21 protein-coding genes and 1 riboswitch are annotated in these 24,939 nt (G+C 73.6%); of the genes, 7 read left to right on the top strand and 14 right to left on the bottom strand.

The window, feature by feature from the left end:
- The 3 genes from MUK52_RS07420 to MUK52_RS07430 form a co-directional block, all read right to left on the bottom strand.
- Entirely contained in the window at positions 1–297 is a 297-nt protein-coding gene (locus MUK52_RS07420) for a DUF4193 domain-containing protein (RefSeq protein ID WP_114054577.1), read from the bottom strand.
- A gap of 392 nt (positions 298–689) precedes the next feature.
- A complete protein-coding gene (locus tag MUK52_RS07425; protein ID WP_114054576.1) occupies positions 690–1,940 on the bottom strand; it encodes a sensor histidine kinase in 1,251 nt (416 codons plus the stop codon).
- A 5-nt stretch (positions 1,941–1,945) separates the two neighbouring features.
- Positions 1,946–2,599 carry a response regulator transcription factor gene (locus MUK52_RS07430; RefSeq protein WP_114054575.1) on the bottom strand — a complete coding sequence of 218 codons (654 nt, stop codon included), beginning with the start codon at positions 2,597–2,599 and terminating at the stop codon, positions 1,946–1,948.
- A gap of 243 nt (positions 2,600–2,842) precedes the next feature.
- On the opposite strand from MUK52_RS07430, the gene MUK52_RS07435 reads away from it, so the two are divergent.
- On the top strand, positions 2,843–3,010 hold the full coding sequence (locus MUK52_RS07435) for a hypothetical protein (protein WP_174250360.1): 168 nt from the start codon (positions 2,843–2,845) through the stop codon (positions 3,008–3,010).
- 72 nt (positions 3,011–3,082) lie between these two features.
- Here the strand turns inward: MUK52_RS07435 and MUK52_RS07440 are convergent, their stop codons facing one another.
- Together MUK52_RS07440 and MUK52_RS07445 are read right to left on the bottom strand one after the other, a co-directional pair.
- Positions 3,083–3,913, bottom strand: coding sequence for an inositol monophosphatase family protein (locus MUK52_RS07440; protein ID WP_246042373.1), 831 nt, complete (start codon positions 3,911–3,913; stop codon positions 3,083–3,085).
- 41 nt (positions 3,914–3,954) lie between these two features.
- Positions 3,955–5,127 carry a ferrochelatase gene (locus tag MUK52_RS07445; protein ID WP_114054574.1) on the bottom strand — a complete coding sequence of 391 codons (1,173 nt, stop codon included), beginning with the start codon at positions 5,125–5,127 and terminating at the stop codon, positions 3,955–3,957.
- A 169-nt stretch (positions 5,128–5,296) separates the two neighbouring features.
- Between MUK52_RS07445 and MUK52_RS07450 the strand changes: the two genes are divergently transcribed.
- From MUK52_RS07450 to sepH, 3 genes are all read left to right on the top strand, one after another.
- On the top strand, positions 5,297–6,544 hold the full coding sequence (locus MUK52_RS07450; RefSeq protein ID WP_114054573.1) for an MFS transporter: 1,248 nt from the start codon (positions 5,297–5,299) through the stop codon (positions 6,542–6,544).
- On the top strand, positions 6,501–7,823 hold the full coding sequence (locus MUK52_RS07455; RefSeq protein ID WP_284575216.1) for a D-arabinono-1,4-lactone oxidase: 1,323 nt from the start codon (positions 6,501–6,503) through the stop codon (positions 7,821–7,823). The genes MUK52_RS07450 and MUK52_RS07455 overlap by 44 nt, the downstream gene beginning before the upstream one ends.
- 546 nt (positions 7,824–8,369) lie before the next feature.
- Positions 8,370–9,416 carry a septation protein SepH gene (gene sepH / locus MUK52_RS07460; protein WP_114054571.1) on the top strand — a complete coding sequence of 349 codons (1,047 nt, stop codon included), beginning with the start codon at positions 8,370–8,372 and terminating at the stop codon, positions 9,414–9,416.
- Positions 9,417–9,467: 51 nt separating this feature from the next.
- On the opposite strand, the gene MUK52_RS07465 is transcribed toward sepH, so the two are convergent.
- Positions 9,468–10,313 carry a sulfurtransferase gene (locus tag MUK52_RS07465; RefSeq protein ID WP_284575218.1) on the bottom strand — a complete coding sequence of 282 codons (846 nt, stop codon included), beginning with the start codon at positions 10,311–10,313 and terminating at the stop codon, positions 9,468–9,470.
- A gap of 174 nt (positions 10,314–10,487) precedes the next feature.
- Between MUK52_RS07465 and MUK52_RS07470 the strand changes: the two genes are divergently transcribed.
- Positions 10,488–11,297 carry a VOC family protein gene (locus MUK52_RS07470; RefSeq protein ID WP_114054569.1) on the top strand — a complete coding sequence of 270 codons (810 nt, stop codon included), beginning with the start codon at positions 10,488–10,490 and terminating at the stop codon, positions 11,295–11,297.
- Between the two features lie 28 nt (positions 11,298–11,325).
- Here MUK52_RS07470 and MUK52_RS07475 read toward each other — a convergent pair whose 3' ends face one another.
- The 4 genes from MUK52_RS07475 to MUK52_RS07490 all read right to left on the bottom strand — a co-directional run bounded on the left by MUK52_RS07475 (position 11,326) and on the right by MUK52_RS07490 (position 16,639).
- Positions 11,326–11,976, bottom strand: a complete 651-nt coding sequence (locus MUK52_RS07475) for a thymidine kinase (protein ID WP_114054568.1) — start codon at positions 11,974–11,976, stop codon at positions 11,326–11,328.
- A 77-nt stretch (positions 11,977–12,053) separates the two neighbouring features.
- The gene (locus MUK52_RS07480; protein WP_284575222.1) at positions 12,054–13,256 is read right to left on the bottom strand and encodes an alkaline phosphatase family protein; all 1,203 of its coding nucleotides are present in this window, start codon (positions 13,254–13,256) and stop codon (positions 12,054–12,056) included.
- Positions 13,256–13,855: a DUF5998 family protein gene (locus MUK52_RS07485; protein ID WP_114054566.1), complete on the bottom strand. Its 600-nt coding sequence runs from the start codon at positions 13,853–13,855 to the stop codon at positions 13,256–13,258. Before MUK52_RS07485 ends, MUK52_RS07480 begins: the two co-directional genes overlap by 1 nt.
- A gap of 60 nt (positions 13,856–13,915) precedes the next feature.
- On the bottom strand, positions 13,916–16,639 hold the full coding sequence (locus tag MUK52_RS07490; protein ID WP_114054565.1) for a bifunctional acetate--CoA ligase family protein/GNAT family N-acetyltransferase: 2,724 nt from the start codon (positions 16,637–16,639) through the stop codon (positions 13,916–13,918).
- A gap of 183 nt (positions 16,640–16,822) precedes the next feature.
- On the opposite strand from MUK52_RS07490, the gene MUK52_RS07495 reads away from it, so the two are divergent.
- Positions 16,823–17,104, top strand: coding sequence for an HPr family phosphocarrier protein (locus tag MUK52_RS07495; protein WP_048477591.1), 282 nt, complete (start codon positions 16,823–16,825; stop codon positions 17,102–17,104).
- A gap of 260 nt (positions 17,105–17,364) precedes the next feature.
- Here MUK52_RS07495 and MUK52_RS07500 read toward each other — a convergent pair whose 3' ends face one another.
- The 4 genes from MUK52_RS07500 to MUK52_RS07515 form a co-directional block, all read right to left on the bottom strand.
- Entirely contained in the window at positions 17,365–18,030 is a 666-nt protein-coding gene (locus MUK52_RS07500; protein WP_114054564.1) for a GntR family transcriptional regulator, read from the bottom strand.
- A gap of 214 nt (positions 18,031–18,244) precedes the next feature.
- Positions 18,245–19,039 carry a M23 family metallopeptidase gene (locus tag MUK52_RS07505; RefSeq protein ID WP_114054563.1) on the bottom strand — a complete coding sequence of 265 codons (795 nt, stop codon included), beginning with the start codon at positions 19,037–19,039 and terminating at the stop codon, positions 18,245–18,247.
- A gap of 12 nt (positions 19,040–19,051) precedes the next feature.
- Positions 19,052–19,209: riboswitch (cyclic di-AMP (ydaO/yuaA leader) on the bottom strand.
- Between the two features lie 189 nt (positions 19,210–19,398).
- A complete protein-coding gene (locus MUK52_RS07510; RefSeq protein WP_114058514.1) occupies positions 19,399–20,766 on the bottom strand; it encodes a M16 family metallopeptidase in 1,368 nt (455 codons plus the stop codon).
- 20 nt (positions 20,767–20,786) lie between these two features.
- Positions 20,787–22,133, bottom strand: coding sequence for a M16 family metallopeptidase (locus tag MUK52_RS07515; protein WP_162793131.1), 1,347 nt, complete (start codon positions 22,131–22,133; stop codon positions 20,787–20,789).
- 236 nt (positions 22,134–22,369) lie between these two features.
- Between MUK52_RS07515 and MUK52_RS07520 the strand changes: the two genes are divergently transcribed.
- Positions 22,370–24,826 carry a DNA gyrase/topoisomerase IV subunit A gene (locus tag MUK52_RS07520; protein ID WP_114054561.1) on the top strand — a complete coding sequence of 819 codons (2,457 nt, stop codon included), beginning with the start codon at positions 22,370–22,372 and terminating at the stop codon, positions 24,824–24,826.
- Positions 24,827–24,939 lie beyond the last annotated feature (113 nt).

Here is a 24,939-nt window from a genome sequence, read left to right on the forward strand (position 1 = left end):
TCAGTCGCAGTCGCGGCAGATCGGCTGACCGTTCTTCTCGCGCGCGAGCTGGCTGCGGTGGTGCACCAGGAAGCAGCTCATGCAGGTGAACTCGTCCGCCTGCTTGGGCAGGACCCGGACGGCCAGCTCCTCGTTGGAGAGGTCCGCGCCGGGCAGCTCCATGCCCTCGACGGCGTCGAAGTCGTCGATGTCGACGCTGGAGGACGACTTCTCGTTCCGCCGGGCCTTCAGCTCTTCAATGCTGTCGTTGTCGACGTCGTCGTCGGTCTTGCGTGGGGTGTCGTAGTCCGTTGCCATGTTTCGCTCTCCCCCTCTGGGATTTAGCGGTGTCTCAGCGCACGTAACGCGCGAGAGGCCGGACTTGTGCCCGACCTGAGGCGGAGATTTTGCCTCACATCAAGGTCTGTTACTCAATCGACACCCAAGCCGCGCGCCTGAAGGAGCGACCGGCTGGGATGACGACCGGGACCGTACACGGTCCTGGGTCCGTCTTGCACAAGCACCACCCGGTGTATTTTCCGCCGTCCGGGGGGCCGGAAACCCGGACTTCCCGGACTTTCCGGCCCTTCCACGGCATCCACGGGTCACTGAACGCACATGGCCTCACACTCGACAATGTGATCGATCACACAGGGTTCAACTTGTTCACACGGCAGCTATTCAGCCCGTGGCGAACAAAGATACGGTCCTCACAGCGGCAGCGTGACACGCATCACGAGGCCGCCGCCGTCCCTCGGGACCGCCGTGATCCGGCCGCCGTGTGCGCGCGCCACGGAGCGCGCGATCGACAGCCCGAGGCCGACACCCTTGTCGCTGCCCGTTCGCTCGGTACGCAGCCGCCTGAAGGGCTCGAAGAGGTTGTCCACCTCGTACGCCGGGACCACCGGCCCGGTGTTCGACACGACGAGCACCGCGTGGCCGGGCACGGCCTCCGTGGTGACCTCCACCCAGCCGCCCTCCGGCACGTTGTAGCGCACGGCGTTCTGCACCAGGTTCAGCGCGATCCGCTCCAGCAGCACGCCGTTGCCCTGGACGACGGCCGAGGCGCGCTCGCCCCGGATCTCCACGCCCTTGGCCGCGGCCTCCGCCCGCGCCTGGTCGATGGCGCGCGACGCGACCTCCGCCAGGTCGACCGGCTTGCGCTCGACTATCTGGTTCTCGCTGCGGGCCAGCAGCAGCAGTCCCTCGACCAGCTGCTCGCTGCGCTCGTTCGTCGCGAGCAGGGTCTTGCCGAGCTGCTGGAGCTCGACCGGAGCCCCGGGGTCCGACAGGTGCACCTCCAGCAGCGTCCGGTTGATCGCCAAGGGGGTGCGCAGCTCGTGCGAGGCGTTGGCGACGAACCGCTGCTGGGCGGTGAAGGCCCGCTCCAGGCGGTCCAGCATCTCGTCGAAGGTGTCGGCGAGCTCCTTGAGCTCGTCGTCCGGCCCGTCCAGCTCGATGCGCCGGGTCAGGTCGGAGCCGACGACGCGGCGCGCCGTCCGCGTGATCTTCCCGAGCGGCGAGAGCACGCGGCCGGCCATCGCGTAGCCGAACGCGAAGGCGATGACGCTCAGGCCCAGCAGCGCCATCAGCGACCGGCTGAGCAGGTCGTCCAGGGCGTGCCGGCGCTGTTCCAGCATGCAGGCCTGGATGGCGGCGTGGAACTGGTCGAGCGTCTGCTCCGGGCCCACGCCGGGACAGGTCGGACTGGAGACGACGACCTTCTGCCCGCTGATGCTGACGATCTTGAACGGCAGGGCGTTGCCCTCCCGCAGCGCCTGCGCGGCCAGCAGGTAGATGATCGACAGCAGCAGGATGCCGGCGATCAGGAACATCCCGCCGTACAGCAGGGTGAGCCTTATCCGGATCGTGGGCCGCAGCCAAGGGAAGGGACCCTCGGGCTGGCCGGGGTCCCAGGTCGGTCTCGGCGGCGCGGTCGGTGGCGCCGGGGTCGCTGCCACCCGCGTCAGATCCGGTAGCCGGAGCCCGGGACGGTCACGATGACCGGGGGCTCCCCGAGCTTGCGCCGCAGGGTCATGACCGTCACCCGCACCACGTTGGTGAAGGGGTCGGTGTTCTCGTCCCATGCCTTCTCCAGCAGCTGCTCGGCGGAGACCACGGTGCCCTCACTGCGCATGAGCACCTCCAGCACCGCGAACTCCTTCGGGGCCAGCTGCACCTCGCGGCCCTCGCGGAAGACCTCCCGCCGGTTCGGGTCGAGCCGGATCCCGGCGCGCTCCAGCACGGGCGGCAGGGCGACCGTGGTGCGCCGGCCCAGCGCCCGCACGCGGGCGGTCAGCTCGCTGAACGCGAACGGCTTGGGCAGGTAGTCGTCCGCCCCCAGCTCCAGGCCCTCCACGCGGTCGCTGACGTCCCCCGAGGCCGTCAGCATCAGCACGCGCGTGGGCATGCCGAGCTCGACGATCCTGCGGCAGACGTCGTCCCCGTGGACGAGCGGCAGGTCCCGGTCGAGGACGACGACGTCGTAGTCGTTGACACCGACGCGCTCCAGCGCCGCGGCGCCGTCGTACACGACGTCCACGGCCATGGCCTCGCGGCGCAGTCCGGTGGCCACCGCATCGGCGAGCAGCTGCTCGTCCTCCACGACGAGTACGCGCACGTCGTTTCCTTCCTCCGAGCCCCCAGGGCACACGTGTGATTGCGCCGCCCATCCTGCCCCTTTCGGCCGTAAACCGGCTGTAAGGCGCCACTCGGCAGGTCATCCGGGGCGGAAGTGGGGATTCCCTCGCCTCCCGAGGTTTCTGCGCCCAGGGTGCAGGGGATGACGTCAGCACACCCCGACCACTCCCTGACGGCGGGCATCCCTGTGCCGCCGCGACCACGAAGAGGGGGCGAACCCACCATGGACGCATTCACCGCGGGTCTCCTGCAGCGCATCAGGACCACGCAGTCCGACCTCCGCCACGCCCGTGAAGCGGGCGACGACTTCCTCGCCGACGTGGAACAGGCGGAGCTGGAGGACCTCCAGCGCCTCGCCGCCGAGCACGGAGTTCCCGTCTCCGCCTGCTGAGACACCACCGGACCCCGGCGGCCGCCGTGCCGCCGGGGTCCCTTCATGCCCGGATCCGGGCCGGGGCGGCGGTCAGTCGTGCCAGGCCCCGGCCTCCTCCAGCAGCGGCGCGAGCGCGGCGAACACCGCGGGCGTCGCGGCGAGCGCCAGCTCCCCGGAGGCCGGCCGGCCGGGCCGCCCGCCGGTCAGCGCCCCGGCCTCGCGGGCGATGAGCTCGCCCGCGGCGAGGTCCCAGGGGTTGAGCCCGCGCTCGTAGTACGCGTCCAGCCGCCCCGCGGCCACGTCGCACAGGTCGATCGCGGCCGAGCCGCCGCGCCGGACGTCCCGCACCCGCGGGAGGATCCGCCGGACCACCTCGGCCTGCTGCTCCTTGCGCTCCTGCAGGTAGGCGAAGCCGGTGGCCACCAGGGCCTGGTCCAGCGGGGCCGCCGCCCGGCAGGCCAGCCGCTGCCCGCCGAGCCGGGCGCCGCCCCCGCGCACCGCCCGGAACGTCTCGGACCGCATCGGCACCTCCACCACGCCGACCAGGGTCTCGCCGCGGTACTCGGCCGCGATCGAGACGCTCCAGCTCGGCAGGCCGTAGAGGTAGTTCACGGTGCCGTCCAGGGGGTCCACGATCCAGCGCACCCCGCTCGTGCCGGGGCGGTCGGCGCCCTCCTCGCCGAGCAGGCCGTCCTGCGGCCGGCGCCGCTCCAGGATCTCGGTGACCAGCTTCTCCGCCGCGATGTCCATCTCCGTCACCACGTCGATGGGGCTGCTCTTGACCGCCGCCACCCCCAGGTCGTCCGGCCGGCCGTCCCGCAGCAGCGCGCCGGCCCGCCGGGCGGCCTCCAGCGCCACGTCCAGCAGTTCCCCGGCCAGACCCGCGGGCACCGCCGCCGAGCCGTCCTGCGTCTCCCGCACGTCCCGCTCCTCCTCCGATGCCATGGCGCCGCCGCCCGCCCCTACGCGTACGGGCTGTCGGCGCCGGCCGCGGCCGGCCGGGCGCCGCGCGCCGGGCAGCAGCCCACCGGGCACACGTCGTGGCTCGGCCCGAGCCGGCCCAGCGCGCACCGCTCGACGGCCTCGCCGCGCTCCACCGCAGCCCGCTCCAGCAGCAGCTCCCGGACGGCCGCCGCGAAGCGCGGGTCGGCGCCCACGGTCGCCGAGCGCACCGCAGGCAGGCCCAGCTCCGCCGCCTTGGCCGCGGCCTCCGTGTCGAGGTCGTACAGGACCTCCATGTGGTCGGAGACGAAGCCGATCGGCACCATCACCACGGCCGGCGCCCCGGCGGCGTGCAGCTCCTCCAGGTGGTCGCAGATGTCCGGCTCCAGCCAGGGGATGTGCGGGGCGCCGCTGCGGGACTGGTAGACCAGCCGCCAGGGCAGCTCCAGCCCCGTCTCGGCGCGCACCGCGTCCGCGATCACGGCGGCCGCGTCCAGGTGCTGGCGGACGTACGCACCGCCCTCGCCGTCCGCGGTGTGCCCCGGGACCGGACCCGAGGTGTCCGCGGCGGCGGTCGGGATCGAGTGGGTGGTGAAGGCGAGGTGCGCCCCCGCCCGGACCTCCTCCGGCAGCTGCTCCAGGGCCGCCAGCACGCCCTCGGCCATCGGCTGCAGGAAGCCGGGGTGGTTGAAGTAGTGCCGCAGCTTGTCGACCCGCGGCAGCTCCGCCGCGCCCTCCCGCTCCAGCAGCGCCAGCGCGTCCGCCAGGTTCTCGCGGTACTGCCGGCACCCCGAGTACGAGGCGTACGCGCTGGTCGCGAGGACCGCGATGCGGCGGCGCCCGTCGGCGGCCATCTCCCGCATCACGTCGTCGAGGTACGGGGCCCAGTTCCGGTTGCCCCAGTAGACCGGCACGTCCACGCCCTGCTCGGCGAAGTCCTTGCGCAGGGCCTCCAGCAGCTCGCGGTTCTGCGCGTTGATGGGGCTGACCCCGCCGAATCCGTAGTAGTGGCTGCCGACCTCCTTGAGCCGCTCCCGCGGGATGCCGCGCCCGCGGGTGACGTTCTCCAGGAAGGGGACGACGTCGTCGGGGCCCTCGGGGCCGCCGAACGAGAGGAGCAGGAGGGCGTCGTAGGGCGCTGCAGGCCCTCGGGCCGGCGTGGGGGCGGCTGCGGCGCGGAGCTGGTCAGACATGCGTCGCATCCTGCCACCCGGCGGCCCCCGCCGGGAATCGGGCCCGCCGCGTCCCCCGTGCCGAACACGGATAAGGTGAGCCTTACTTCCTGTCTGGAACACACCCGTGCAGAGCCCCGTGAGCGGCCATAACCTGTATGGGCCAGCGACGTCCCCCACGGAGCGCACCTTGCCCAGTCCCTATCGCGCGATCTTCGACGCGCCCGGCACCAAGGCGTTCAGCGTCGCCGGATTCATCGGCCGCATGCCGCTGTCCATGGTCGGCCTCGGCATCCTCACGATGGTGTCCGAGCTCACCGGCCGCTACACGCTGGCCGGCGCCCTCACGGCGACCCTGGCCCTGTCGGCCGCGGTCGTCGGCCCGCAGGTCTCCCGCCTGGTCGACCAGTACGGCCAGCGGCGCGTGCTGCGCCCGGCGACCCTGATCGCCGGGGCCGCGGTCTCGGGGCTGCTGGTCGCCGCCTCGCAGGGGTGGCCGGACTGGACGCTCTTCCTCTTCGCGGTCGTCGCCGGCTGCGTCCCCAGCGTGGGCTCGATGGTCCGCGCCCGCTGGACCGTCATCCACCGCGACACCCCGCACCTGCACACCGCGTACTCCTTCGAGTCCGTCGTCGACGAGGTGTGCTTCATCTTCGGGCCGCCGCTCGCGACCATGCTGTCCGCCAGCTGGTTCCCGGAGGCCGGGCCCCTGGTGGCACTCGTCTGCCTGATGGTGGGCGTCTGGTGGCTGACCGCGCTGCGCGACACCGAGCCCGAGCCGCACCCCCGCGACACCCAGGCCGACCCGTCGTCCGCGCTGCGCTCCCCCGGCCTGCAGGTGCTCGCCGGCACCTTCGTGGCGACCGGCGCCATCTTCGGCTCGATCGACGTGGCGACCCTCGCCTTCGCCGAGGAGCGCGGATCCAAGTCCGTATCCGGCCTGGTTCTGGCGGTTTGGGCGCTCGGGTCCTGCCTCGCGGGCATCGCTTTCGGCCTGATCCGCTTCAAGGGCAAGGCCGAACACCGCTGGATCCTGGGCATCTGTGCGATGGCCGTGAGTATGATCCCCCTCCTACTGGCCGGGAACCTTCCGATTCTGGCCGTGGCGCTCTTCGTCTCGGGCCTCGCCATCGCTCCCACGATGATCACCACGATGGCCCTGATCGAGGCGCACGTACCACGCGCGAAGCTGACCGAGGGCATGACCTGGATCAGCACCGGCCTCGCGGTCGGGATCGCGCTCGGCTCCTCCGTGGCCGGCTGGGTCGTCGACGCGGCGGGGGCGAGGAGCGGGTACGTCGTCTCCATCTCGGCGGGGGCCGCCGCGGCGGCGGTCGGGTTCGCGGGATACCGCCGGCTCGCGAGGCCGGCGCAAGGGGAGGAGCCCTCGGGCGATGGGGACGGCGACAGCGGCAAGGTACAGGGCCTCGTGGCGTAACTGGGCCGGGAACATCACGGCCGCACCGGCCCGGGTGGTGGCCCCGGCGTCGGTCGGCGAGGTGCAGGAGGCGGTGCGGCGGGCCGCCGAGGACGGGCTGCGGGTGAAGGCGGTCGGCACCGGCCACTCCTTCACCGCGGCCGCCGCCACCGACGGGGTCATGGTGCGCCCGCAGGCGCTCACCGGGATCCTCGGCATCGACCGGGCCGCGGGCACGGTGGCGGTCGCGGCGGGAACAGCCCTGAAGGACCTCAACCGGGCCCTGGCGGCCGAGGGCCTCTCGCTCGCCAACATGGGCGACATCATGGAGCAGACGGTCTCCGGGGCCGTCTCCACCGGCACCCACGGCACCGGCCGCGACTCCGCCTCCCTCGCCGCCCAGCTCCGCGGCCTGGAGATGGTCACGGCGGACGGGCGGCTGCTGGCCTGCTCGGAGAAGGAGAACCCCGAGGTCTTCGCCGCCGCCCGGGTCGGCCTCGGCGCGCTCGGGATCACCACGGCCCTCACTTTCGCGGTGGAGCCCCTCTTCCACCTGACCGCCCGCGAGGAGCCGATGCGCTTCGACCGGGTGACCGCCGAGTTCGACGAGCACGTCGCGGAGAACGAGCACTTCGAGTTCTACTGGTTCCCGCACACCGGCAACTGCAACACCAAGCGCAACAACCGCAGCCAGGGCCCCGCGGCCCCGCCCGGACCGGTGAGCGCCTGGATCGAGGACGAGCTGCTGTCGAACGGCGTCTTCCAGGCGGCCAACTCCCTGGGCCGCGCGGTCCCCGCGGCCATCCCGGCCATCGCCCGCGTCGCCAGCCGCGCCCTGTCCGCCCGCACGTACACGGACATCCCGTACCGGGTCTTCACCAGCCCGCGCCGGGTGCGCTTCGTGGAGATGGAGTACGCCCTCCCGCGCGAGCACGCGGTCGGCGCGCTGCGCGAGCTGAAGGCGGCGGTCGACCGCTCCCGGCTGCGGATCAGCTTCCCCGTGGAGGTCCGCACGGCGCCGGCGGACGACATCGCGCTGTCCACGGCCTCGGGGCGGGAGACCGCGTACATCGCCGTGCACATGTACCGGGGCACCCCGTACCAGGCGTACTTCACGGCCGCCGAGCGCATCTTCACCGCGTACGGGGGCCGCCCGCACTGGGGCAAGGTGCACACCCGCGGGGCCGAGTACCTGGCCGCCGCCTACCCCCGGTTCGGGGAGTTCACCGCACTGCGCGACCGGCTGGACCCCGACCGGCTCTTCGGCAACGACTACCTGCGCCGCGTACTCGGCGGCTGACGCCCCCTCGGAGCCGCCCGGGACGGGCGGTGTTCAGGCCGCCGGGCCGTCCGCGATCTCCATCACACCCGCGGAGGACCGGCGGTGACGGGGCGGCAGGAGGACCGCCACGCGGAGTGAGGGGGGTGTTCCGTTTCCGGGGATTCCGTGGAGCAAGACGCCCGAAATGGGGTGCAGTTGCCGGTGCGGCCGGATCCGGGGCAGCCCGAAGTGCGCCGCGGGTGACAAGTTCGGCGGCGCGGCGGGCCACCGCGGTGGCCCGAATGGAGTACTGTGGCGAGCCCTGGGGCCGTCCTTCCTTTCGGCTGTCCGGACCCGGGTGAAGGGGCCGGCTGATGGACATGCGGCACTCGGACCGGTGATGCCGCGACAGCGCACGGGCGCCTGTGCGCACAGTAACCAGTCGGTCACTGTGCGTACCCAACAGGTAACCGTGCCATAACGGCGATCAAGGGCGCATGCCCGACACGCCGGTTGAACTGGAGCAAGGTTGTGGCAGGCTGCACCCGGGCAGGCCACACTCGACTAGCGGAAGCAGCGACGCACGTGACGTCGGCAGGCACCACCCGGGAGGTCCCCATGCCCGAACTGCGTGTCGTGGCCGTCTCGAATGACGGCACACGACTGGTGCTCAAGGCTGCGGACAGCACGGAGTACACGCTTCCGATCGACGAGCGGCTTCGGGCTGCCGTGCGCAACGACCGCGCGCGCCTGAACCAGATCGAAATCGAGGTCGAGAGCCACCTCCGCCCCCGCGACATCCAGGCCCGCATACGGGCCGGTGCCTCCGCGGAGGAGGTCGCCCAACTCGCCGGCATCCCCGTCGACCGCGTGCGCCGCTTCGAGGGACCGGTGCTGGCCGAGCGCGCGTTCATGGCGGAGCGGGCCCGCAAGACCCCCGTGCGCCGGCCCGGCGAGAACACCGGACCGCAGCTCGGCGAGGCCGTGCAGGAGCGCCTGCTGCTGCGCGGCGTCGACAAGGACACGGTGCAGTGGGACTCCTGGCGCCGCGACGACGGCACCTGGGAGGTCCTGCTCGTCTACCGGGTGGCGGGCGAGACGCACTCGGCGAGCTGGACCTACGACCCGCCGCGCCGCCTCGTCGTCGCCGTGGACGACGAGGCCCGCTCGCTGATCGGCGAGGCCGACGACCTGCCGGCCGCCCCGGAGCCCAGCTTCCCCTTCGTGCCGCGGATCGCGCGCCTGCCGCGGGACCGGCCCCTCGACCGCACGCTGGACCGGCCGGAGCGGCCCGTCGCACCCGCTCCGGAGCCGGAGGAGGAGCGGGATTCGCTGACGAGCCTGCTGGAGGCGGTGCCGAGCTTCCGCGGCGACCTCGTGGTCCCCGAGCGCACCGACACCCCCGCCGAGGAGGCGGAGGCGGAGGAGCCCCCGGCCGCCTCGGCGTCCGCGGGCGCGGGCACCGCGTACGCGGACGTGCTGATGCCGCGCACGGTGGCCGGCCACCGCGACCGCCTGACCGGCACCACCGACCGGCAGGCCGAGGCCGACGGCGTCCGCCCGGGCCGCCGCGCGGCGGTGCCGAGCTGGGACGAGATCGTCTTCGGCACCCGCCGCAAGAAGCAGGAGTAGCCCCCGCGTGCTGCCCGGCCCGCCGCGCCCGGCGGGCCGGTGCGCCGCGCACTACTGCGGGTCCGGCCCCGTGGCCACCGGCCGCTGCGGGTCCGCGGACCACTCCGACCAGCTGCCCGCGTACAGCGCGGCGCCGATCCCGGCCACCTCCAGCGCGAGCACCTCGTGCGCGCCCGAGACGCCCGAGCCGCAGTACACGCCGACGGGCGCCCCGCCCGTCGCCCCCAGTCCCGCGAACCGCGCCCGCAGTTCGGCGGCGGGCAGGAACAGCCCGTCCGGGCCGGTGTTGTCCGCCGTGGGCGCCGACAGGGCGCCGGGGATGTGGCCGCCGACCGGGTCGATCGGCTCGACCTCGCCGCGGTACCGCTCGCCCGCCCGTGCGTCCAGCAGGACCCCTTCGCGGGCCAGGGCGGCCGCCCCGTCCGCATCGAGCAGCCCCATTGCGCCGGGAGTTGGCTTGAAATCGCCTTGGACCGGGGCCGCGGGTTCGGATGTCACCGCGCCTCCGGCCGCCGTCCAGGCGGCCAGCCCGCCGTCCAGGACGCTCACCTGCCGGTGCCCGGACCAGCGCAGCAGCCACCAGGCGCGGGCCGCCGCCCACCCCTGCCCGCCGTCGTAGACGACGACCGGCACGTCCGCACAGACCCCGGCACGCCGCATCACGGCCCCGAACTCCTCCGGGTCGGGCAGCGGATGGCGCCCGCCCGCCCCCGGCGGACCTGCCAGTTCGCGGTCGAGGTCCACGTACACGGCACCCGGCAGGTGCCCGGCGTCGTAGGCGGGGCGCTGGTTCGGCCCGCCCAGCTGCCAGCGGACGTCGAGGAGCACCGGCGGCCGCGGACCGGCCAGTTCCGCGGCGAGGGCGGAGGCGGAGACGATCGCAGAGTTCGCAGTCATACGGCCCATCTTCCTCCCTCTCGGGCGTCCGCGGGGGCAGGGCCGCCTGCGACCGGCGCACTGATCCGGTCATCTCCGCCCGCTCCAGCGATTCTCGGCCGGGTCGGGGCGCGCCGGAGCGGGCGGGGTGGAACCATCTGGTCCCGATGTCCGACGACCGAGGAGACGGCTTACATGACCGACGCAGTGCAGGACACGCGGCGCCCGCCCGGCACACCCTGCTGGTCGAGTCTGATGGTCCACACCCTCGGCGCCGCCGAGGCGTTCTACGGCGAGCTGTTCGGCTGGGAGTACGAGCCGGGCCCCGCTCCCTTCGGGCCGTACGTCCGCGCCCTGCTCGACGGCCGCGAGGTCGCCGGCATCGGGGAGATGCCGCCGGACCGGGACCTCCCGGTGGCCTGGACGACGTACTTCGCCACCGACGACGTCGACGCGGCGGCGGAGGCCGTCCGCTCCTGCGGCGGCACCGTCGCCGTCGGGCCGCTCGACGCGGGCGGCGCCGGGCGCCTCGCGATCTGCTCCGACCCGCTGGGCGCGGTCCTCGGGATCTGGCAGGCCGACGGCAGCGCCGGAACCCAGCTGTCCGGACCCCACGGCACGCCCGTGTGGGCGGAGCTGGTCACGCAGGACACCTCGACCGTGGGCAAGTTCTACGCGCACGTCTTCGGGCACGTGGCTGAGCACGGCACCGCCCCCGAAGGCCTCGTACAGGGCGCGGACTTCGACTACCTGACCCTGGTGCTGGAGGGCCGTCCGGTCGCCGCGGTGCACGGGGTGGGCCGCTCGCTGCCGCACGACCGGGGGCCGCACTGGATGACGTACTTCGCGGTCGACGACGCCGACGCCGCCGCCGCGCAGGTGCGCCGCCTGGGCGGCAGCGTGGTCCGGCCGCCCCGCGAGGGCCTGACGGGCCGGGTCGCGACGGTCGCGGACCCGGAGGGCGCCCTCCTGGCCCTGGTCGAGCGCCGCCCCGCCACCGGCTGACCGGCCGCCCGGGGCCGCCCTGCACCGGTCAGGCGCGGCCCACCGGCAGGACGTCCGGGGAGAGTGCGGCGGCGTGCGCGGAGGCCGAGGTCATGCGGCGCCGGTGGTGGCGGCGGCACAGCACCTCGTAACCGACCTCCTGCGCGGGCCGGTTGACGTCTCCTACCACGACCTGGGCGCCCTCGACGACCATCCGCCCGCCCACCGTGCGGGCGTTGTGCGTGGCGCGGGCCCCGCACCAGCACAGGGCCTCGACCTGGAGCTGCTCGATCCGGTCGGCGAGTTCAATGAGCCGCTGCGAGCCGGGGAAGAGCTTGGTGCGGAAGTCGGTGGTGATGCCGAAGGCGAAGACGTCCATGTCGAGGTCGTCGACGATCCGGGCCAGCTGGTCGATCTGCTCCGGTGCGAGGAACTGGGCCTCGTCGACGATGACGTAGTCCGCCCTGCCGCCCCGGGAGAGCTCGCCGACGAGGTAGGCGTACAGGTCCATCGCGTCCCCGACCTCGACCGCGTCCGTGACCAGTCCCAGGCGCGAGGAGAGCTTGCCCTCGCCTGCCCTGTCCTGGCGGGTGAAGATGACGCCCTGGAGGCCGCGGGCCGAGCGGTTGTGGGTGATCTGGAGCGCCAGCGTGCTCTTTCCGCAGTCCATGGTTCCGGAGAAAAACACCAATTCGGGCATGGAGGGAACGGGACCTTTCGGGTCGTGGTCGGCGGGCGGGCGTACGGGTGCGCGGGGCGGCGCGGGTGGCAGCGGGGTCAGGTGCGGATCTCGAGCAGGGGGACGAGCTGCTCGGCGGGGGTCATGGAGCCGTGCATGCCGGCGAGCGCGGACTCGTTCGGCTCGGTCCGGGACGCCGTGACCGCGACGTCGGCGTAAGCCGCGGCGACCACGTCGCCGATCCGGCCGAGGACGCGCTCGTCGCACTCCCCCGGCGGGCCGAACCAGCCCAGTTCGAGGGCCTCTTCGCGGCCGGCGACCCAGAACCGGTCCCCGAGCACCTCGCGCCACACGGTCAGGACGTCGGCCTCGGCGCCCGGGACCGCGTACACATGCCGGGCGCGGCCCTCGCCGCCGAGCAGGGCGACACCCGCGCCGAGCTCCCAGTCCTCGTCGAAGTCGATGCGGGAGTCCTCGTCGAAGGGGACGTCCACCATGCCGTGGTCGGCGGTCACGTACAGGGCGGTGCGGGGCGGCAGCTGCTCGGCGAGCCGCTGGACCAGCCGGTCGACGTACATCAGCTGGCCGCGCCAGGCGTCGGAGTCCACACCGTGCCGGTGGCCCGCGCCGTCGAGCTCGCTGTAGTACGTGTACACGAGCGAGCGGTCGCCCGCGGCGAGCCGGTCCGCGGCGAGGTCCATCCGCTCCTCGCCGGTCATCCGGCCGTGGAAGGTGCCGCCGCTGAGCGCGATCTTGGTGAGCGGGGTGCTCTGGAAGACGGGCGAGGAGACCTGGGCCGTGGCCACGCCCGCCGCGTCGGCGAGCTGGAAGACCGTGGGGTACGGCTGCCAGGGACGCGGCGGGGTCCACGGGTTCCAGCGGAGCTGGTTCATCAGCTCGCCGGTGGCGGGGTTGCGGACCGCGTAGCCGGGCAGGCCGTGCCGGGCGGGCGGCAGGCCGGTGCCGACGGACGCCAGCGAGGTGGCCGTGGTCGCCGGGAAGCCGGCCGTGAGCGGGAGGCCGGTGCCGCCGCGGGAGCCGGCGAGCAGGGAGGTCAGGAAGGGGGCTTCGGCCGGGTGGGCCCTGAGCTGCTCCCAGCCCATGCCGTCGACCAGGAACACGCAGTTCCGGTCTGCGGGGGCCAGCTCGGCGATGGCGGCGGTGAAGCCGGGGACGCCCTGGCCGGCGACGAGGGTGGGCAGCAGGTCGGCGAGCGAGCCGGACCCGTACTGCGGGACGGGCGCTCCGGCGAGGTCCAGCAGCTCGGGCTCGTCCCAGTTCGGCGGTGCGGAGTGGGACATCAGCGGGCGGCGCCGGCGGCGGTGGCCGCGGTCGCCTCGGAGAGGGCCTGCGCGAAGAGCAGGGTCTGGCGGACGGCCTCGGGGCCGTCGCCCGCCTCGCTCACGCGGAGGCTGAGGTCGTCGGCGGTGGAGTTGCCGGTGTAGCCGTGGTCGGAGTCGCAGTTGGGGTCGCCGCAGGCGGCGGGTTCGAGGTCGATGCGCGAGACGGCGCCCCAGCCGATGGTCAGGACGACCTCGCGCGGGAGGGTGCCCGGCGTGTACGACTCGGGATTGGCGACGACGCGGCTGAGCACCACCGAGGAGATGCTGGCCAGCTTGACGGACTCCGTGGAGGTGGTCGCGTACGGCGAGGGGGAGCCCGCGTCGGCGGCCTGCTCGTCGGTGTGGCTCACGATGAAGCGGTTGCCGGTCAGGACGAGCACGGTGACGTGCCGGCGGACCTCGTTGGAGTCGAAGGTCGTCTCCTGGTGGACCAGGTACGACGAGATCGGCTCGCCGCCCACCGCGGCCTCCACGGCCTCGGCCACGAGGGCCGGGTAGTAGCCGCTGCGCTCGATCGCCGTGCGCAGCCCCTGGGTCGTCGTACCGGATTTCGCCATGGGGTCCATCCTAAGGCCCGTACGGGGCGCCCCGGCCGCCTCGGGACGCCCCGGGGCTCCTCAGTAGCTGGGGAGTGTGCGGGGGCCGAGGTCGGTGCGGGCGGGCGGGTGCGCGATGCGGACGGCGGCGCTCAGGACGGAGAGGCCCTCGGCGGCGACGACGACGGGTTCGAGGGTGACGCCGACCACTTCGGGGTGGTCGTCGACGAGCCGGGAGAGGCGCAGCAGGAGCTCTTCCAGGGCGGGGGTGTCGACGGGGTCGCTGCCGCGCCAGCCGAAGAGGAGGGGGGCGGTGCGGATGGACCGGATCAGTCCGGCGGCGTCGCGGTCGGTGGCGGGCACGAGCCGGTGGGCGGTGTCGCCGAGCAGCTCGGAGGCGACGCCGGCCAGGCCGAAGGAGAGGACGGCGCCGGCGGCCGGGTCGATGACGGAGCGGACGACGGTGTCGACGCCTCGGGGCACCATGGCCTGGACGACGGGCTGCAGCTCGGCGGGGGTGCCGAGGTGCTCGGTGAGCTCGTCGTAGGAGCGGCGCAGCTCGGCCTCGGTGGTGAGGTCCAGGCGGACGCCGCCGAGGTCGGCGCGGTGGCGCAGGTGGGGGGCGGTGGTCTTGAGGGCGACGGGGTAGCCGAGGGCCGCGGCGGCCTTGGCGGCGGCGTCGGGGGTGGGCGCGGGCAGCGTGGGCAGGACGCGGATCCCGTAGCGGGCGAGGAGCGCGGCGGCGTCGCCGTCGGAGAGCGTGATCACGCCGTCGGGGCCGGCTCCGCCGGCGAGGAGGGCGGCGAGCTGGGCGGCGGCCCCCGCCTCGTCGATGTCGTCGTACTCGGGGACGTGCCCGGAGTCGGCGTTGGCGCGGCGCCACTGCCCGTACCGGACGGCTTCGGCGACGGCCCGGACGGCCCGCTCGGCGGCCGGGTAGGCGGGGATGCGGACGTCCTCGCGGGAGAGGGCCTGGACGAGTTCGGCCAGCTCGACGTGGACGACGGCGACCGGCTTGCCGGGGTGGGCGGCCGCGGCGTCGCGCAGGGCGTCGGCGAGGCCGTCGGCCCCGGTGTCGGGGCCGGCCTCCTCGCCGACCCAGGGGATGGCGGTGACGATCACGGCGTCGTGGGCGTCGGAGGCGAGGGCCGCGGAGAGGGCGGCGCCGAAGTCGGCGGGGGTGGCGGCGGTGGTCAGGTCGAGCGGGGAGGAGGGCCGCAGCCCCTGGGCGAGGCAGGCGTCGTAGGTGAGGTAGCCGAGCGATTCCGAGTTGCCGAGGATGGCGACGCGCGGCCCGGCGGGGACGGGCTGGGAGGCGAGGAGGAGGCCGGCGTCGACGAGCTCGGTGACGGTGTCGACGCGGATGACGCCGGCCTGGCGGAGCAGGGCGGAGACGGTGGTCTCGGGGAGCCTGGTGCCGGGGACGGCGTGGCCGGCGGGGGTGTGGCGGCCGCCCTTGGCGACGACGACGGGCTTGACGGCGGCGGTGCGGCGGGCGAGGCGGGTGAACTTCCGCGGGTTGCCGAGGGTTTCCAGGTACATGAGGGCGACGTCGGTGGCCTCGTCCTCGTACCAGTACTGGAGGATGTCGTTCCCGGAGACGTCGGCGCGGTTGCCGGCCGAGACGAACGAGGAGAGGCCCTCGCCGCGGCGGAGCAGGGCGGACAGCAGCGCGATGCCGATGGCGCCGGACTGGGTGAAGAGCCCGATCCGGCCGGGTACGGGGGCGGGGACGGGCGCGAGGGAGGCGTTGAGGGCGACCTCGGGCGCGGTGTTGATCACCCCGAAGGCGTTGGGGCCGATGAGGCGCATCCCGTGGGAGCGGACCTGGCGGACGAGTTCGCGCTGGCGCTCCAGGCCGGCGGGGCCGGTCTCTGCGTAGCCCGCGGACAGCACGACGAGGCCCTGTACGCCGTGTTCGCCGCAGTCGGCGACGACCTGCGGGACCCGCTCGGCGGGGACGGCGACGACGGCGAGGTCCACGGGCGCGTCGATCTCGGCGAGCGAGCGGTAGGCGCGCACGCCGTCGAGGAGGTCGCCCTCGATGCCGGGGGCGCGGGCCTCGTTGACGGCGTAGAGGTGGCCGCGGAAGCCGCTGTCGCGGAGGTTGCGCAGGGCGGCGGCGCCGACGCCGCCGCCGGAGCGGCTGACGCCGATGACGGCGACGGACCCGGGGGCCAGGAGCCGCTGGACGGAGCGGGCCTCGGCGCGCTGCTCGCGGGCCCGCTGGACGGCGAGGGACTCGGCGGTGGGCTCCAGGTCGAGGGTGAGGCGGACGGCGCCGTCCTCGAAGCTGCGCCTCTGCTGGTAGCCGGCGTCCGTGAACACCTTGATCATGCGGGTGTTGGCGGGCAGCACCTCGGCGGCGAACCGGCGGATGCCGCGCTCGCGGGCGACCGCGCCGATGTGCTCCAGGAGGGCGGAGGCGACGCCGCGCCCCTGGTGGGCGTCCTGGACGAGGAAGGCGACCTCGGCCTCGTCGGCGGGCGCCGAGGCGGGTCGGCCGTCGGGGCCGATCCGGTCGTAGCGGACGGTGCCGATGAAGTCCTCGCCGACGGTCGCGGCGAGTCCCACCCGGTCGACGTAGTCGTGGTGGGTGAAGCGGTGCACGTCGCGGTCGGAGAGCCGGGGGTAGGGGGCGAAGAACCGGTAGTACTTCGACTCGTCGGAGACCTGCTCGTAGAAGCTGACCAGGCGGCCGGCGTCCTCGGGGGTGATGGGGCGGATCCGTGCGGTGCCGCCGTCGCGCAGGACGACGTCCGCCTCCCAGTGGGCCGGGTACGAGGGGTCCGACGCGGTGGTCATGCGGTGATCCTAAGCCCCGGGCGGTCGGGAGGGCTGCTGCGCGGGGCAGCCCGTCGGGGAGGTGCGAAATTACGCAATGCGGGGTAGATCGGACGGAAGAGACCGGGGCCGGCGGCGGTCCGAGCACGGGGGACGTCGTGAGATAGTGGTCTAGACAACCGTTAGAACCTGAAGGGCATCACCATGGCAGAGCGCCGCGTCAACGTCGGCTGGGCCGAGGGCCTGCACGCTCGTCCCGCCTCGATCTTCGTCCGGGCGACGACCGCTTCGGGCGTCCCGGTGACCATCGCGAAGGCGGACGGGAACCCCGTCAACGCCGCCTCCATGCTCGCGGTGCTGGGCCTGGGCGCCCAGGGCGGCGAGGAGATCGTCCTCGCGTCGGACGCCGAGGGCGCCGAGGCGGCGCTGGACCGCCTCGCGAAGCTCGTCGCCGAGGGCCTTGAGGAGCTCCCGGAGACCGTCTGACCCTTCGGGTTCCACCCCGGTCCGCGCGAAGCCGCGGCCGCCGATGCCCCGGCGGCCGCGGCTTCGCCGTCGGGCGGTGCGGAAGTCCGCGTACGGGAACGGGCGCAGCGGAATGCGCCGCGGAAAACGCCTCGCCGAATGAGCGGGAATGCGGCCGGGAGCCCCGCCGGAAAAGCAGTCCCGGCCGGGAAAGCGGCACGGAAAGCCGCACGGCCCGACCGTGCCCCGACTTTGTTCCCGGTATTTCTACGCGACCCCTGTTAAAAGGAGCGGCCCGCCGTGTTTACGGCAGGTTGCGAAGTCCTCACGCGCAGCCGGTAGGCGCCCGCGGTGCGTTCGGCGTGGCCGGCGGTCAGCGCCCGCGCCCGCTCGGCGTCGCCCCGGGCCACCGCGTCGGTGATCGCTCCGTGCTCCGCCCAGCACTCCACGGGCCGCTCCGGCGCCTGCACGGCGTACATCCAGGCGACCTTGTGGCGCATCTGCGTGAGGAGGGCGATCAGCCCGGGGCTGGCGGAGGCCTGGGAGAGGGTCTCGTGGAACCAGCTGCCCAGCGCCCGCAGGTCCTCCCCCTGACCTCCCCTGGCCCGCTCCTGGCCGAGCCTGACCAGGCCGCGCAGCACCTTCAGATGACCCTCGGTGCGCCGCCGCGCGGCCCTGGCGGCCGCGAGCGGCTCCAGCAGCATCCGCATCTCCAGGAGGTCGGCGGCCTCCTGCTCGGTCGGCTCGGCGACGCAGGCGCCCGCATGCCGCCGGCTGGTGACGAAGCCCTCCGACTCCAGGGTCCGCAGCGCCTCGCGGACCGGGACGCGCGAGACGCCGTACCGGCGGGCCAGCTGCTCCTCGGTGAGCCTGGCGCCCGGTTCCAACGCCCCGGAGACGATGTCGTCGCGGATCGCAGTGCATACCGCGTGCGCGGGAATACGCAAGACCGGACCTCCGCCCTGTTTTTCCGATTGCCGGCACCGATGCCGCGGCCGTGTGGATCGTACGGAAACTCTATGGCAATTCCCGCCGGTTTCCGAGGGCGGCAGGAAATCGGTGGCATTTCGGCCGGTGTGCGGCGGCCGGAAATGGGTGGGCGGGCAGCGCGAAGGCCCCGGCTCGGTGAGCCGGGGCCTTCGGATCAGGCTGCTGCGGGGGTCAGAGGCTGACGCCGTGGCTGCGCAGGTAGGCGATCGGGTCGATGTCCGAGCCGTAGTTGGCGCCGGTGCGGGCCTCGAAGTGCAGGTGCGGGCCGCTGGAGTTGCCGGTGGAGCCGGAGAGGCCGATCTGCTGGCCCGGGGTGACCTGCTGGCCGACCGAGACGCTCAGCGAGTTGAGGTGGCCGTACTGGGTGTAGGTGCCGTCGGCGTGCCGGATCACGACGTTGTTGCCGTAGGCGCCGCCCCAGCCGGCCTCGACGACGGTGCCGACGCCGACGGCGCGGACGACGGAGCCCTCGTTGGCGTGGAAGTCGATCCCGGTGTGGCTGCCGGAGGACCACATGCCGCCGCCGGCGCGGTACTGGGTGCTGACGTAGGAGCCGGCGAGCGGGGAGACGAAGGTGTTGAGGCGCTTGCGCTCCTCCTCGCGGGCGGCGCGCTCGGCGGCCTCGCGCTCGGCCTTCGCCTTCTCCTCGGCCTTCTGCCTGGCCTCGGCGGCGCGCGCCTTGGCGTCGGCCTCGGCCTGCGCCTTCAGGGCGGCGGCCTCGGCGGCGGCCCGCTGGGCGTCGGCCTGGGCCTCGACCTGGCCCGCGACGTCCTCGGCGGTGACGACCGCGTTCAGACCGGTGTCCTCCATGGAGGGGCCCTTGTCCGTCGCGGCGAAGGCCGGGGCCGCGAGGGTGCCCACCACGCCGGTGGTGGCGAGGGCGGCGACGCCGGCGTATCCGGCGGTCTTGCGGCTCAGACGGCTGGAACCACGGTGCTTGCCGGCGGCACGGCTGCCAAAGGCCATGGAGAGGCTGATCCTTTCCTTCCCTCTCGCCTACCGGGTTAGCTGACGGGTTCGGAGCAGGAAGGTCTCCTACGGGCACCTCTTGCGAGGCGGCCCGATTCACCCCAAGGGACGTGTGGGTCCCCGGCTCCCCAGGCTCGCGCCGGACGGGGACTCGGCGATCGCTGCCCGGTGCCGCGGGTGCGGCGCGTATCAACTGACGGACAGCACGGCCGACGCTAGGCGGATCATCAGTCAATCACCAAATGGTCACGGCCTTTTGTTGCGCACGCCACACCGCATACGGGCAACCTCCGCAGCAAAACCGGACACAAAGGGCCCCGGCGGACAAGCCGCCGGGGCCCTCGGGGAGTTGCCGGTCAGTTGCCGACGACGGTCACCTCTCCGATTCCCAACGCGCGCACCGGGCCCTCGATCTGGGCGGCGTCGCCGACGAGCACGGTGACCAGCCGGTCCACCGGGAAGGCCTGCACGACGGCCGTGGTGGCCTCCACGGTGCCCGTCTCAGCCAGCCGCGCGTACAGCTGCGCCTGGTAGTCGTCCGGGAGTTCCTGCTCGACCTGGTCGGCGAGGGTGCCGGCGACCGCCGCGGCCGTCTCGAACTTCAGCGGGGCCACGCCCACCAGATTCTGCACGGCGACGTCCCGCTCGGCGTCCGTCAGACCGCCCTCGGCGAGGGTCCGCAGCACCTTCCAGAGGTCCTCCAGCGCCGGACCGGTGTGGGGGGTGTCCACGGACCCGCTGATGGCGAGCATCGAGGCGCCCCGCCCGTCGGCGGTGGAGCGCAGAACCTGGCCGAAGGCGCGCACGCCGTACGTGTACCCCTTCTCCTCGCGCAGCACCTTGTCCAGGCGCGAGGTGAGGGTGCCGCCCAGGCAGTACGTGCCGAGGACCTGCGCGGCCCAGACCCGGTCGTGCCGGTCGGGGCCGGTTCGGCCGATCAGCAGCTGGGTCTGGACGGCGCCGGGCCGGTCGACGATGACGACGCGGCCGGTGTCGTCGGACTCGACCGGGGGCACGGGTCGGGCCTGGCCCGCGTTGCCCGTCCAGGCGCCCAGGGTGTCGGCCAGGAGCGCGTCCAGGTCGATGCCGGCCAGGTCGCCGACGATCACCGCGGTGGCCGTCGCGGGGCGCACGTGCGCCTCGTAGAAGGCGCGCACGGCGGCGGAGTCGATCCGGGCGACGGTCTCCTCGGTGCCCTGGCGGGGCCGGGACATGCGCAGGGAGGCCGGGAAGAGCTGCCGGTAGAGCTCCTTGGCGGCGCGGCGCTGCGGGTTGGCCAGCTCGTGCGGGATCTCGTCCAGGCGGTTGCGGACGAGTCGGTCGACCTCGCTGTCGGCGAACGCCGGCGCGCGCAGCGCCTCGGCGAGCAGGCCGAGGGCCTTGGCCAGCCGCGAGGCGGGGACCTCCAGGGAGACGCGCAGGCCGGGGTGGTCGGCGTGCGCGTCGAGGGTGGCGCCGCAGCGCTCCAGCTCGGCGGCGAACTCCTCGGCGGAGTGCTTGTCGGTGCCCTCGGACAGGGCGCGGGCCATGATGGTGGCGACGCCGTCCAGCCCCTCCGGCTCGGCGTCCAGCGGTGCGGCGAGGTTCACCTCGACCGCGACGACCTGCTGGCCGGGCCGGTGGCAGCGCAGCACGGTCAGGCCGTTGGGCAGGGCGCTCCGCTCGGGGGCGGGGAACGCCCACGGCTTGGGCTGCCCGGCCGCGGGCCGCGGGTGGAAGGTCATCGTGACGGCTGCGGTATCGCTCACTGCTCCGCCCCCTCGTTCTCGTTCTCGTTCGCGTCGGAGTCGTCGGCGGCGAGGGGCTCGTAGACGAGCACCGCGCGGTTGTCGGGGCGCAGCCGGGCCGCGGCGACGGCCTGCACCTCCTCGGCGGTGACGTCGAGGACGCGCTGCACGGCGGTCAGCGCCAGCTGCGGGTCGCCGAAGAGGACCGCGAAGCGGCACAGTTCGTCGGCCCGGCCGGCGACGGTGCCCAGCCGGTCCAGCCACTCGCGCTCCAGCTGGGCCTGGGCGCGCTCCATCTCCTCGGCCGTGGGGCCCTCGGCGGCGAACCGGGCCAGCTCCTCGTCCACGGCGGCCTCGATGGCGGGCACCTCGACGCCGCTGGAGGTCTTCACGTCCAGCCAGCCCATCGAGGGGGCGCCGGCGAGGCGGAGCATGCCGAAGCTGGCCGCGACGGCCGTCTGGTCGCGGCGGACCAGCCGGTTGTGCAGGCGGGAGGACTCGCCTCCGCCGAGGACGGTCAGCGCCACGTCGGCGGCGTCGCACTCGCGGGTGCCGTCGTGGGGCAGCCGGTAGGCGGCCATCAGGGCGCGGGCCGGGACGTCCTCGGTGATCTCCTCGCGGAGCTGGCCGCCCATGGTGTCGGGCAGCGTGCCGTCGCGCGGGGGCTGCTTGCCGTCGTGGGCGGGGATGGTGCCGAAGTACTTCTCGATCCAGGCGAGCGTCTGCTCCGGGTCGATGTCGCCGACGACCGACAGCACCGCGTTGTTGGGCGCGTAGTAGGTGCGGAAGAAGGCGCGCGCGTCCTCCAGCGAGGCCGCGTCCAGGTCGGCCATGGAGCCGATCGGCGTGTGGTGGTAGGGGTGGGGCTCGGGGTACGCCATGGCGGTCAGCCGCTCGAAGGCGGTGCCGTACGGGACGTTGTCGTAGCGCTGGCGGCGCTCGTTCTTGACGACGTCGCGCTGGTTCTCCATGGACTCCTCGTCCAGGGCGGCCAGCAGCGAGCCCATCCGGTCCGCCTCGAGCCACAGCGCCAGCTCCAGCTGGTGGGCCGGCATGGTCTCGAAGTAGTTGGTGCGCTCGAAGCTCGTCGTGCCGTTGAGGGAGCCGCCGGCGCCCTGGACGAGCTCGAAGTGGCCGTTCCCCGGTACGCTCGCGGAGCCCTGGAACATCAGGTGCTCGAAGAGGTGAGCCAGGCCGGTGCGTCCCTTGACTTCGTGGCGCGAGCCGACGTCGTACCACAGGCAGACCGCCGCGACCGGGGTCAGGTGGTCCTCGGAGAGCACCACGCGCAGGCCGTTGGCCAGCCGGTGCTCGGTCGCTGTCAGGCCGCCGGAGCCGGCCTGGGCTGTGGCCGTGTGACCCATGGGCATGTGGTCCCTTCGATCGCGATGCAGAGAATTCCGTCAGACCTGCCACTGTATGCAAGCGCGCCGGGCGCCGGAGAAGTTCCCGGCCGGTACCCGGGTCGGAGTCGGGCCTGTCGGTGCGTCGGGACACAATGGTCCGCGACGACCCCCGTCAGCCCGTGCCACCAGATCCAGCCAGACCGCCCAGCCAGACCCCCAGCACATCCCTTTCTTGGTTAAGGAGCCGCGCAGCGATGGCCCGCCGCAGCACGAAGACCCCGCCGCCGGAGGACTTCGAGGAGAACATCCTCGACATCGACGTCGTCGACGAAATGCAGGGCTCCTTCCTCGAGTACGCGTACTCGGTGATCTACTCCCGCGCCCTGCCCGACGCCCGCGACGGCATGAAGCCGGTGCACCGGCGCATCGTCTACCAGATGAGCGAGATGGGCCTGCGCCCCGACCGCGGGTACGTGAAGTGCGCCCGCGTCGTCGGCGAGGTCATGGGCAAGCTGCACCCGCACGGCGACGCGTCGATCTACGACGCCCTCGTGCGCATGGCGCAGCCGTTCTCGATGCGCCTCCCCCTGGTCGACGGGCACGGCAACTTCGGCTCGCTGGGCAACGACGACCCGCCGGCCGCCATGCGCTACACCGAGTGCCGCATGGCGGACGCCACGTCGCTGATGACGGAGTCGATCGACGAGGACACCGTCGACTTCCAGGCCAACTACGACGGCCAGGAGCGCGAGCCGGTCGCCCTGCCCGCCGCCTACCCGAACCTGCTGGTCAACGGCGCGTCCGGGATCGCCGTCGGCATGGCGACGAACATGCCGCCGCACAACCTGGGCGAGGTCATCGCGGCCGCGCGCCACCTGATCCGCTACCCGCAGGCGGACCTGGAGGCGCTGATGCGCTTCGTCCCCGGCCCGGACCTGCCCACGGGCGGCCGGATCGTGGGCCTGTCGGGCATCAAGGACGCGTACGAGAACGGGCGCGGCAGCTTCAAGATCCGCGCGACGGTGTCCGTGGAGAACGTGACGGCCCGCCGCAAGGGGCTGGTGGTCACCGAACTGCCCTTCACGGTCGGCCCGGAGAAGGTCGTCGCGAAGATCAAGGACCTGGTGGGCGCGAAGAAGCTCCAGGGCATCGCCGACGTCAAGGACCTCACCGACCGCGCGCACGGCCTGCGCCTGGTCATCGAGATCAAGAACGGCTTCCACCCGGAGGCCGTCCTGGAGCAGCTCTACAAGCTGACGCCGATGGAGGAGTCCTTCGGCATCAACAACGTCGCCCTGGTCGACGGCCAGCCGCTGACGCTGGGCCTGAAGGAGCTGCTGGAGGTCTACCTCGACCACCGCTTCGACGTGGTGCGCCGGCGCAGCGAGTTCCGCCGCGGCAAGCGGCGCGACCGGCTCCACCTCGTGGAGGGCCTGCTGGTCGCCCTCCTCGACATCGACGAGGTCATCCGGATCATCCGGGACAGCGACAACTCGGCGCAGGCGAAGGAGCGGCTCATGGAGCGCTTCTCGCTGAGCGAGGTGCAGACCCAGTACATCCTCGACACCCCGCTGCGCCGGCTCACCCGCTTCGACCGGATCGAACTGGAGGCCGAGCGCGACCGCCTCACCACCGAGATCGAGGAGCTGACCCGGATCCTCGAGTCGGACGCGGAGCTGCGCAAGCTGGTCTCCTCCGAGCTGGCGGCGGTCGCCAAGAAGTTCGGCACCGAGCGCCGCACGGTCCTGCTGGAGTCCGCGGGCACCGCCGTCGCGGCGGTCCCCCTGGAGGTCGCCGACGATCCGTGCCGGGTCCTGCTGTCCTCGACGGGCCTGCTGGCGCGCACGGCGACCGGGGATCCGGTCGTGGCGGAGGAGGGTGCCCCGCGCGCCAGGCACGACCTGATCGTCTCCCAGGTCGCGGCGACGGCCCGCGGCGACGTCGGCGCGGTCACCTCGCACGGCCGGCTGCTGCGGCTGGCGGTGATCGACCTCCCGCAGCTGCCCGACACGCACGCCGCGCCGAACCTGGCCGGCGGGGCGCCGCTGTCGGAGTTCCTCTCCGGGCTCGCCCCGGACGAGCAGGTCGTCTGCCTGACCTCCCTGGACGAGTCCTCCCAGGGGCTCGCGCTCGGCACCGAGCAGGGCGTGGTCAAGCGCGTCGTGCCCGACTACCCTGCGAACAAGGACGAGCTGGAGGTCATCACCCTCAAGGAGGGCGACCGGATCGTCGGCGCGGTCGAGCTGCGCACCGGCGAGGAGGACCTCGTCTTCATCACCGACGACGCCCAGCTGCTGCGCTATCCGGCCTCGCAGGTGCGCCCGCAGGGCCGCCCGGCCGGCGGCATGGCCGGCATCAAGCTCGGCTCCGGCGCCAAGGTGATCCACTTCTCGGCGGTCGACCCGGCGCGCGACGCGCTGGTGCTCACCGTGGCCGGCTCCCGCGGCACCCTCGACGACTCGGTGCTGTCCGGGAAGCTGACCCCGTTCGACCAGTACCCGCGCAAGGGCCGGGCCACCGGCGGCGTCCGCTGCCAGCGGTTCCTCAAGGGCGAGGAGCTGCTGACCTTCGCCTGGGCGGGCAACGCCCCGGCGAGGGCGGCCGCGGCGAACGGCGCCCCCGCCGCACTGCCGGCCGCGGACCCGCGCCGCGACGGCTCGGGCACCGCGCTGCCCGCCGCGGTCTCCGTGGTGGCGGGCTCCGCGCTGTAGGCCGTCCCCTCCCGGGACGGAGGCCGGCATCCGGGTGGTACGGGCCGGGGGACGTACCACCCGAATGCCGACTAGTGTTTTCCCTCCGGGCGTTGTGGGGGGAGTACACAGCT

The organism is Streptomyces sp. 2P-4, from assembly GCF_030167965.1.
In the GTDB taxonomy this organism is placed as follows: domain Bacteria; phylum Actinomycetota; class Actinomycetes; order Streptomycetales; family Streptomycetaceae; genus Streptomyces; species Streptomyces globosus_A.

Bases quoted from the DNA above. Each gene is read 5' to 3' on its own strand.
- MUK52_RS07420 (WP_114054577.1), bottom strand. From the start codon at position 297: ATGGCAACGGACTACGACACCCCACGCAAGACCGACGACGACGTCGAC.
- MUK52_RS07435 (WP_174250360.1), top strand. From the start codon at position 2,843: ATGGACGCATTCACCGCGGGTCTCCTGCAGCGCATCAGGACCACGCAG.
- MUK52_RS07445 (WP_114054574.1), bottom strand. From the start codon at position 5,127: ATGTCTGACCAGCTCCGCGCCGCAGCCGCCCCCACGCCGGCCCGAGGG.
- MUK52_RS07455 (WP_284575216.1), top strand. From the start codon at position 6,501: ATGGGGACGGCGACAGCGGCAAGGTACAGGGCCTCGTGGCGTAACTGG.
- MUK52_RS07465 (WP_284575218.1), bottom strand. From the start codon at position 10,313: ATGACTGCGAACTCTGCGATCGTCTCCGCCTCCGCCCTCGCCGCGGAA.
- MUK52_RS07470 (WP_114054569.1), top strand. From the start codon at position 10,488: ATGACCGACGCAGTGCAGGACACGCGGCGCCCGCCCGGCACACCCTGC.
- MUK52_RS07475 (WP_114054568.1), bottom strand. From the start codon at position 11,976: ATGCCCGAATTGGTGTTTTTCTCCGGAACCATGGACTGCGGAAAGAGC.
- MUK52_RS07480 (WP_284575222.1), bottom strand. From the start codon at position 13,256: ATGTCCCACTCCGCACCGCCGAACTGGGACGAGCCCGAGCTGCTGGAC.
- MUK52_RS07485 (WP_114054566.1), bottom strand. From the start codon at position 13,855: ATGGCGAAATCCGGTACGACGACCCAGGGGCTGCGCACGGCGATCGAG.
- MUK52_RS07490 (WP_114054565.1), bottom strand. From the start codon at position 16,639: ATGACCACCGCGTCGGACCCCTCGTACCCGGCCCACTGGGAGGCGGAC.
- MUK52_RS07495 (WP_048477591.1), top strand. From the start codon at position 16,823: ATGGCAGAGCGCCGCGTCAACGTCGGCTGGGCCGAGGGCCTGCACGCT.
- MUK52_RS07505 (WP_114054563.1), bottom strand. From the start codon at position 19,039: ATGGCCTTTGGCAGCCGTGCCGCCGGCAAGCACCGTGGTTCCAGCCGT.
- MUK52_RS07510 (WP_114058514.1), bottom strand. From the start codon at position 20,766: ATGACCTTCCACCCGCGGCCCGCGGCCGGGCAGCCCAAGCCGTGGGCG.
- MUK52_RS07515 (WP_162793131.1), bottom strand. From the start codon at position 22,133: ATGGGTCACACGGCCACAGCCCAGGCCGGCTCCGGCGGCCTGACAGCG.
- MUK52_RS07520 (WP_114054561.1), top strand. From the start codon at position 22,370: ATGGCCCGCCGCAGCACGAAGACCCCGCCGCCGGAGGACTTCGAGGAG.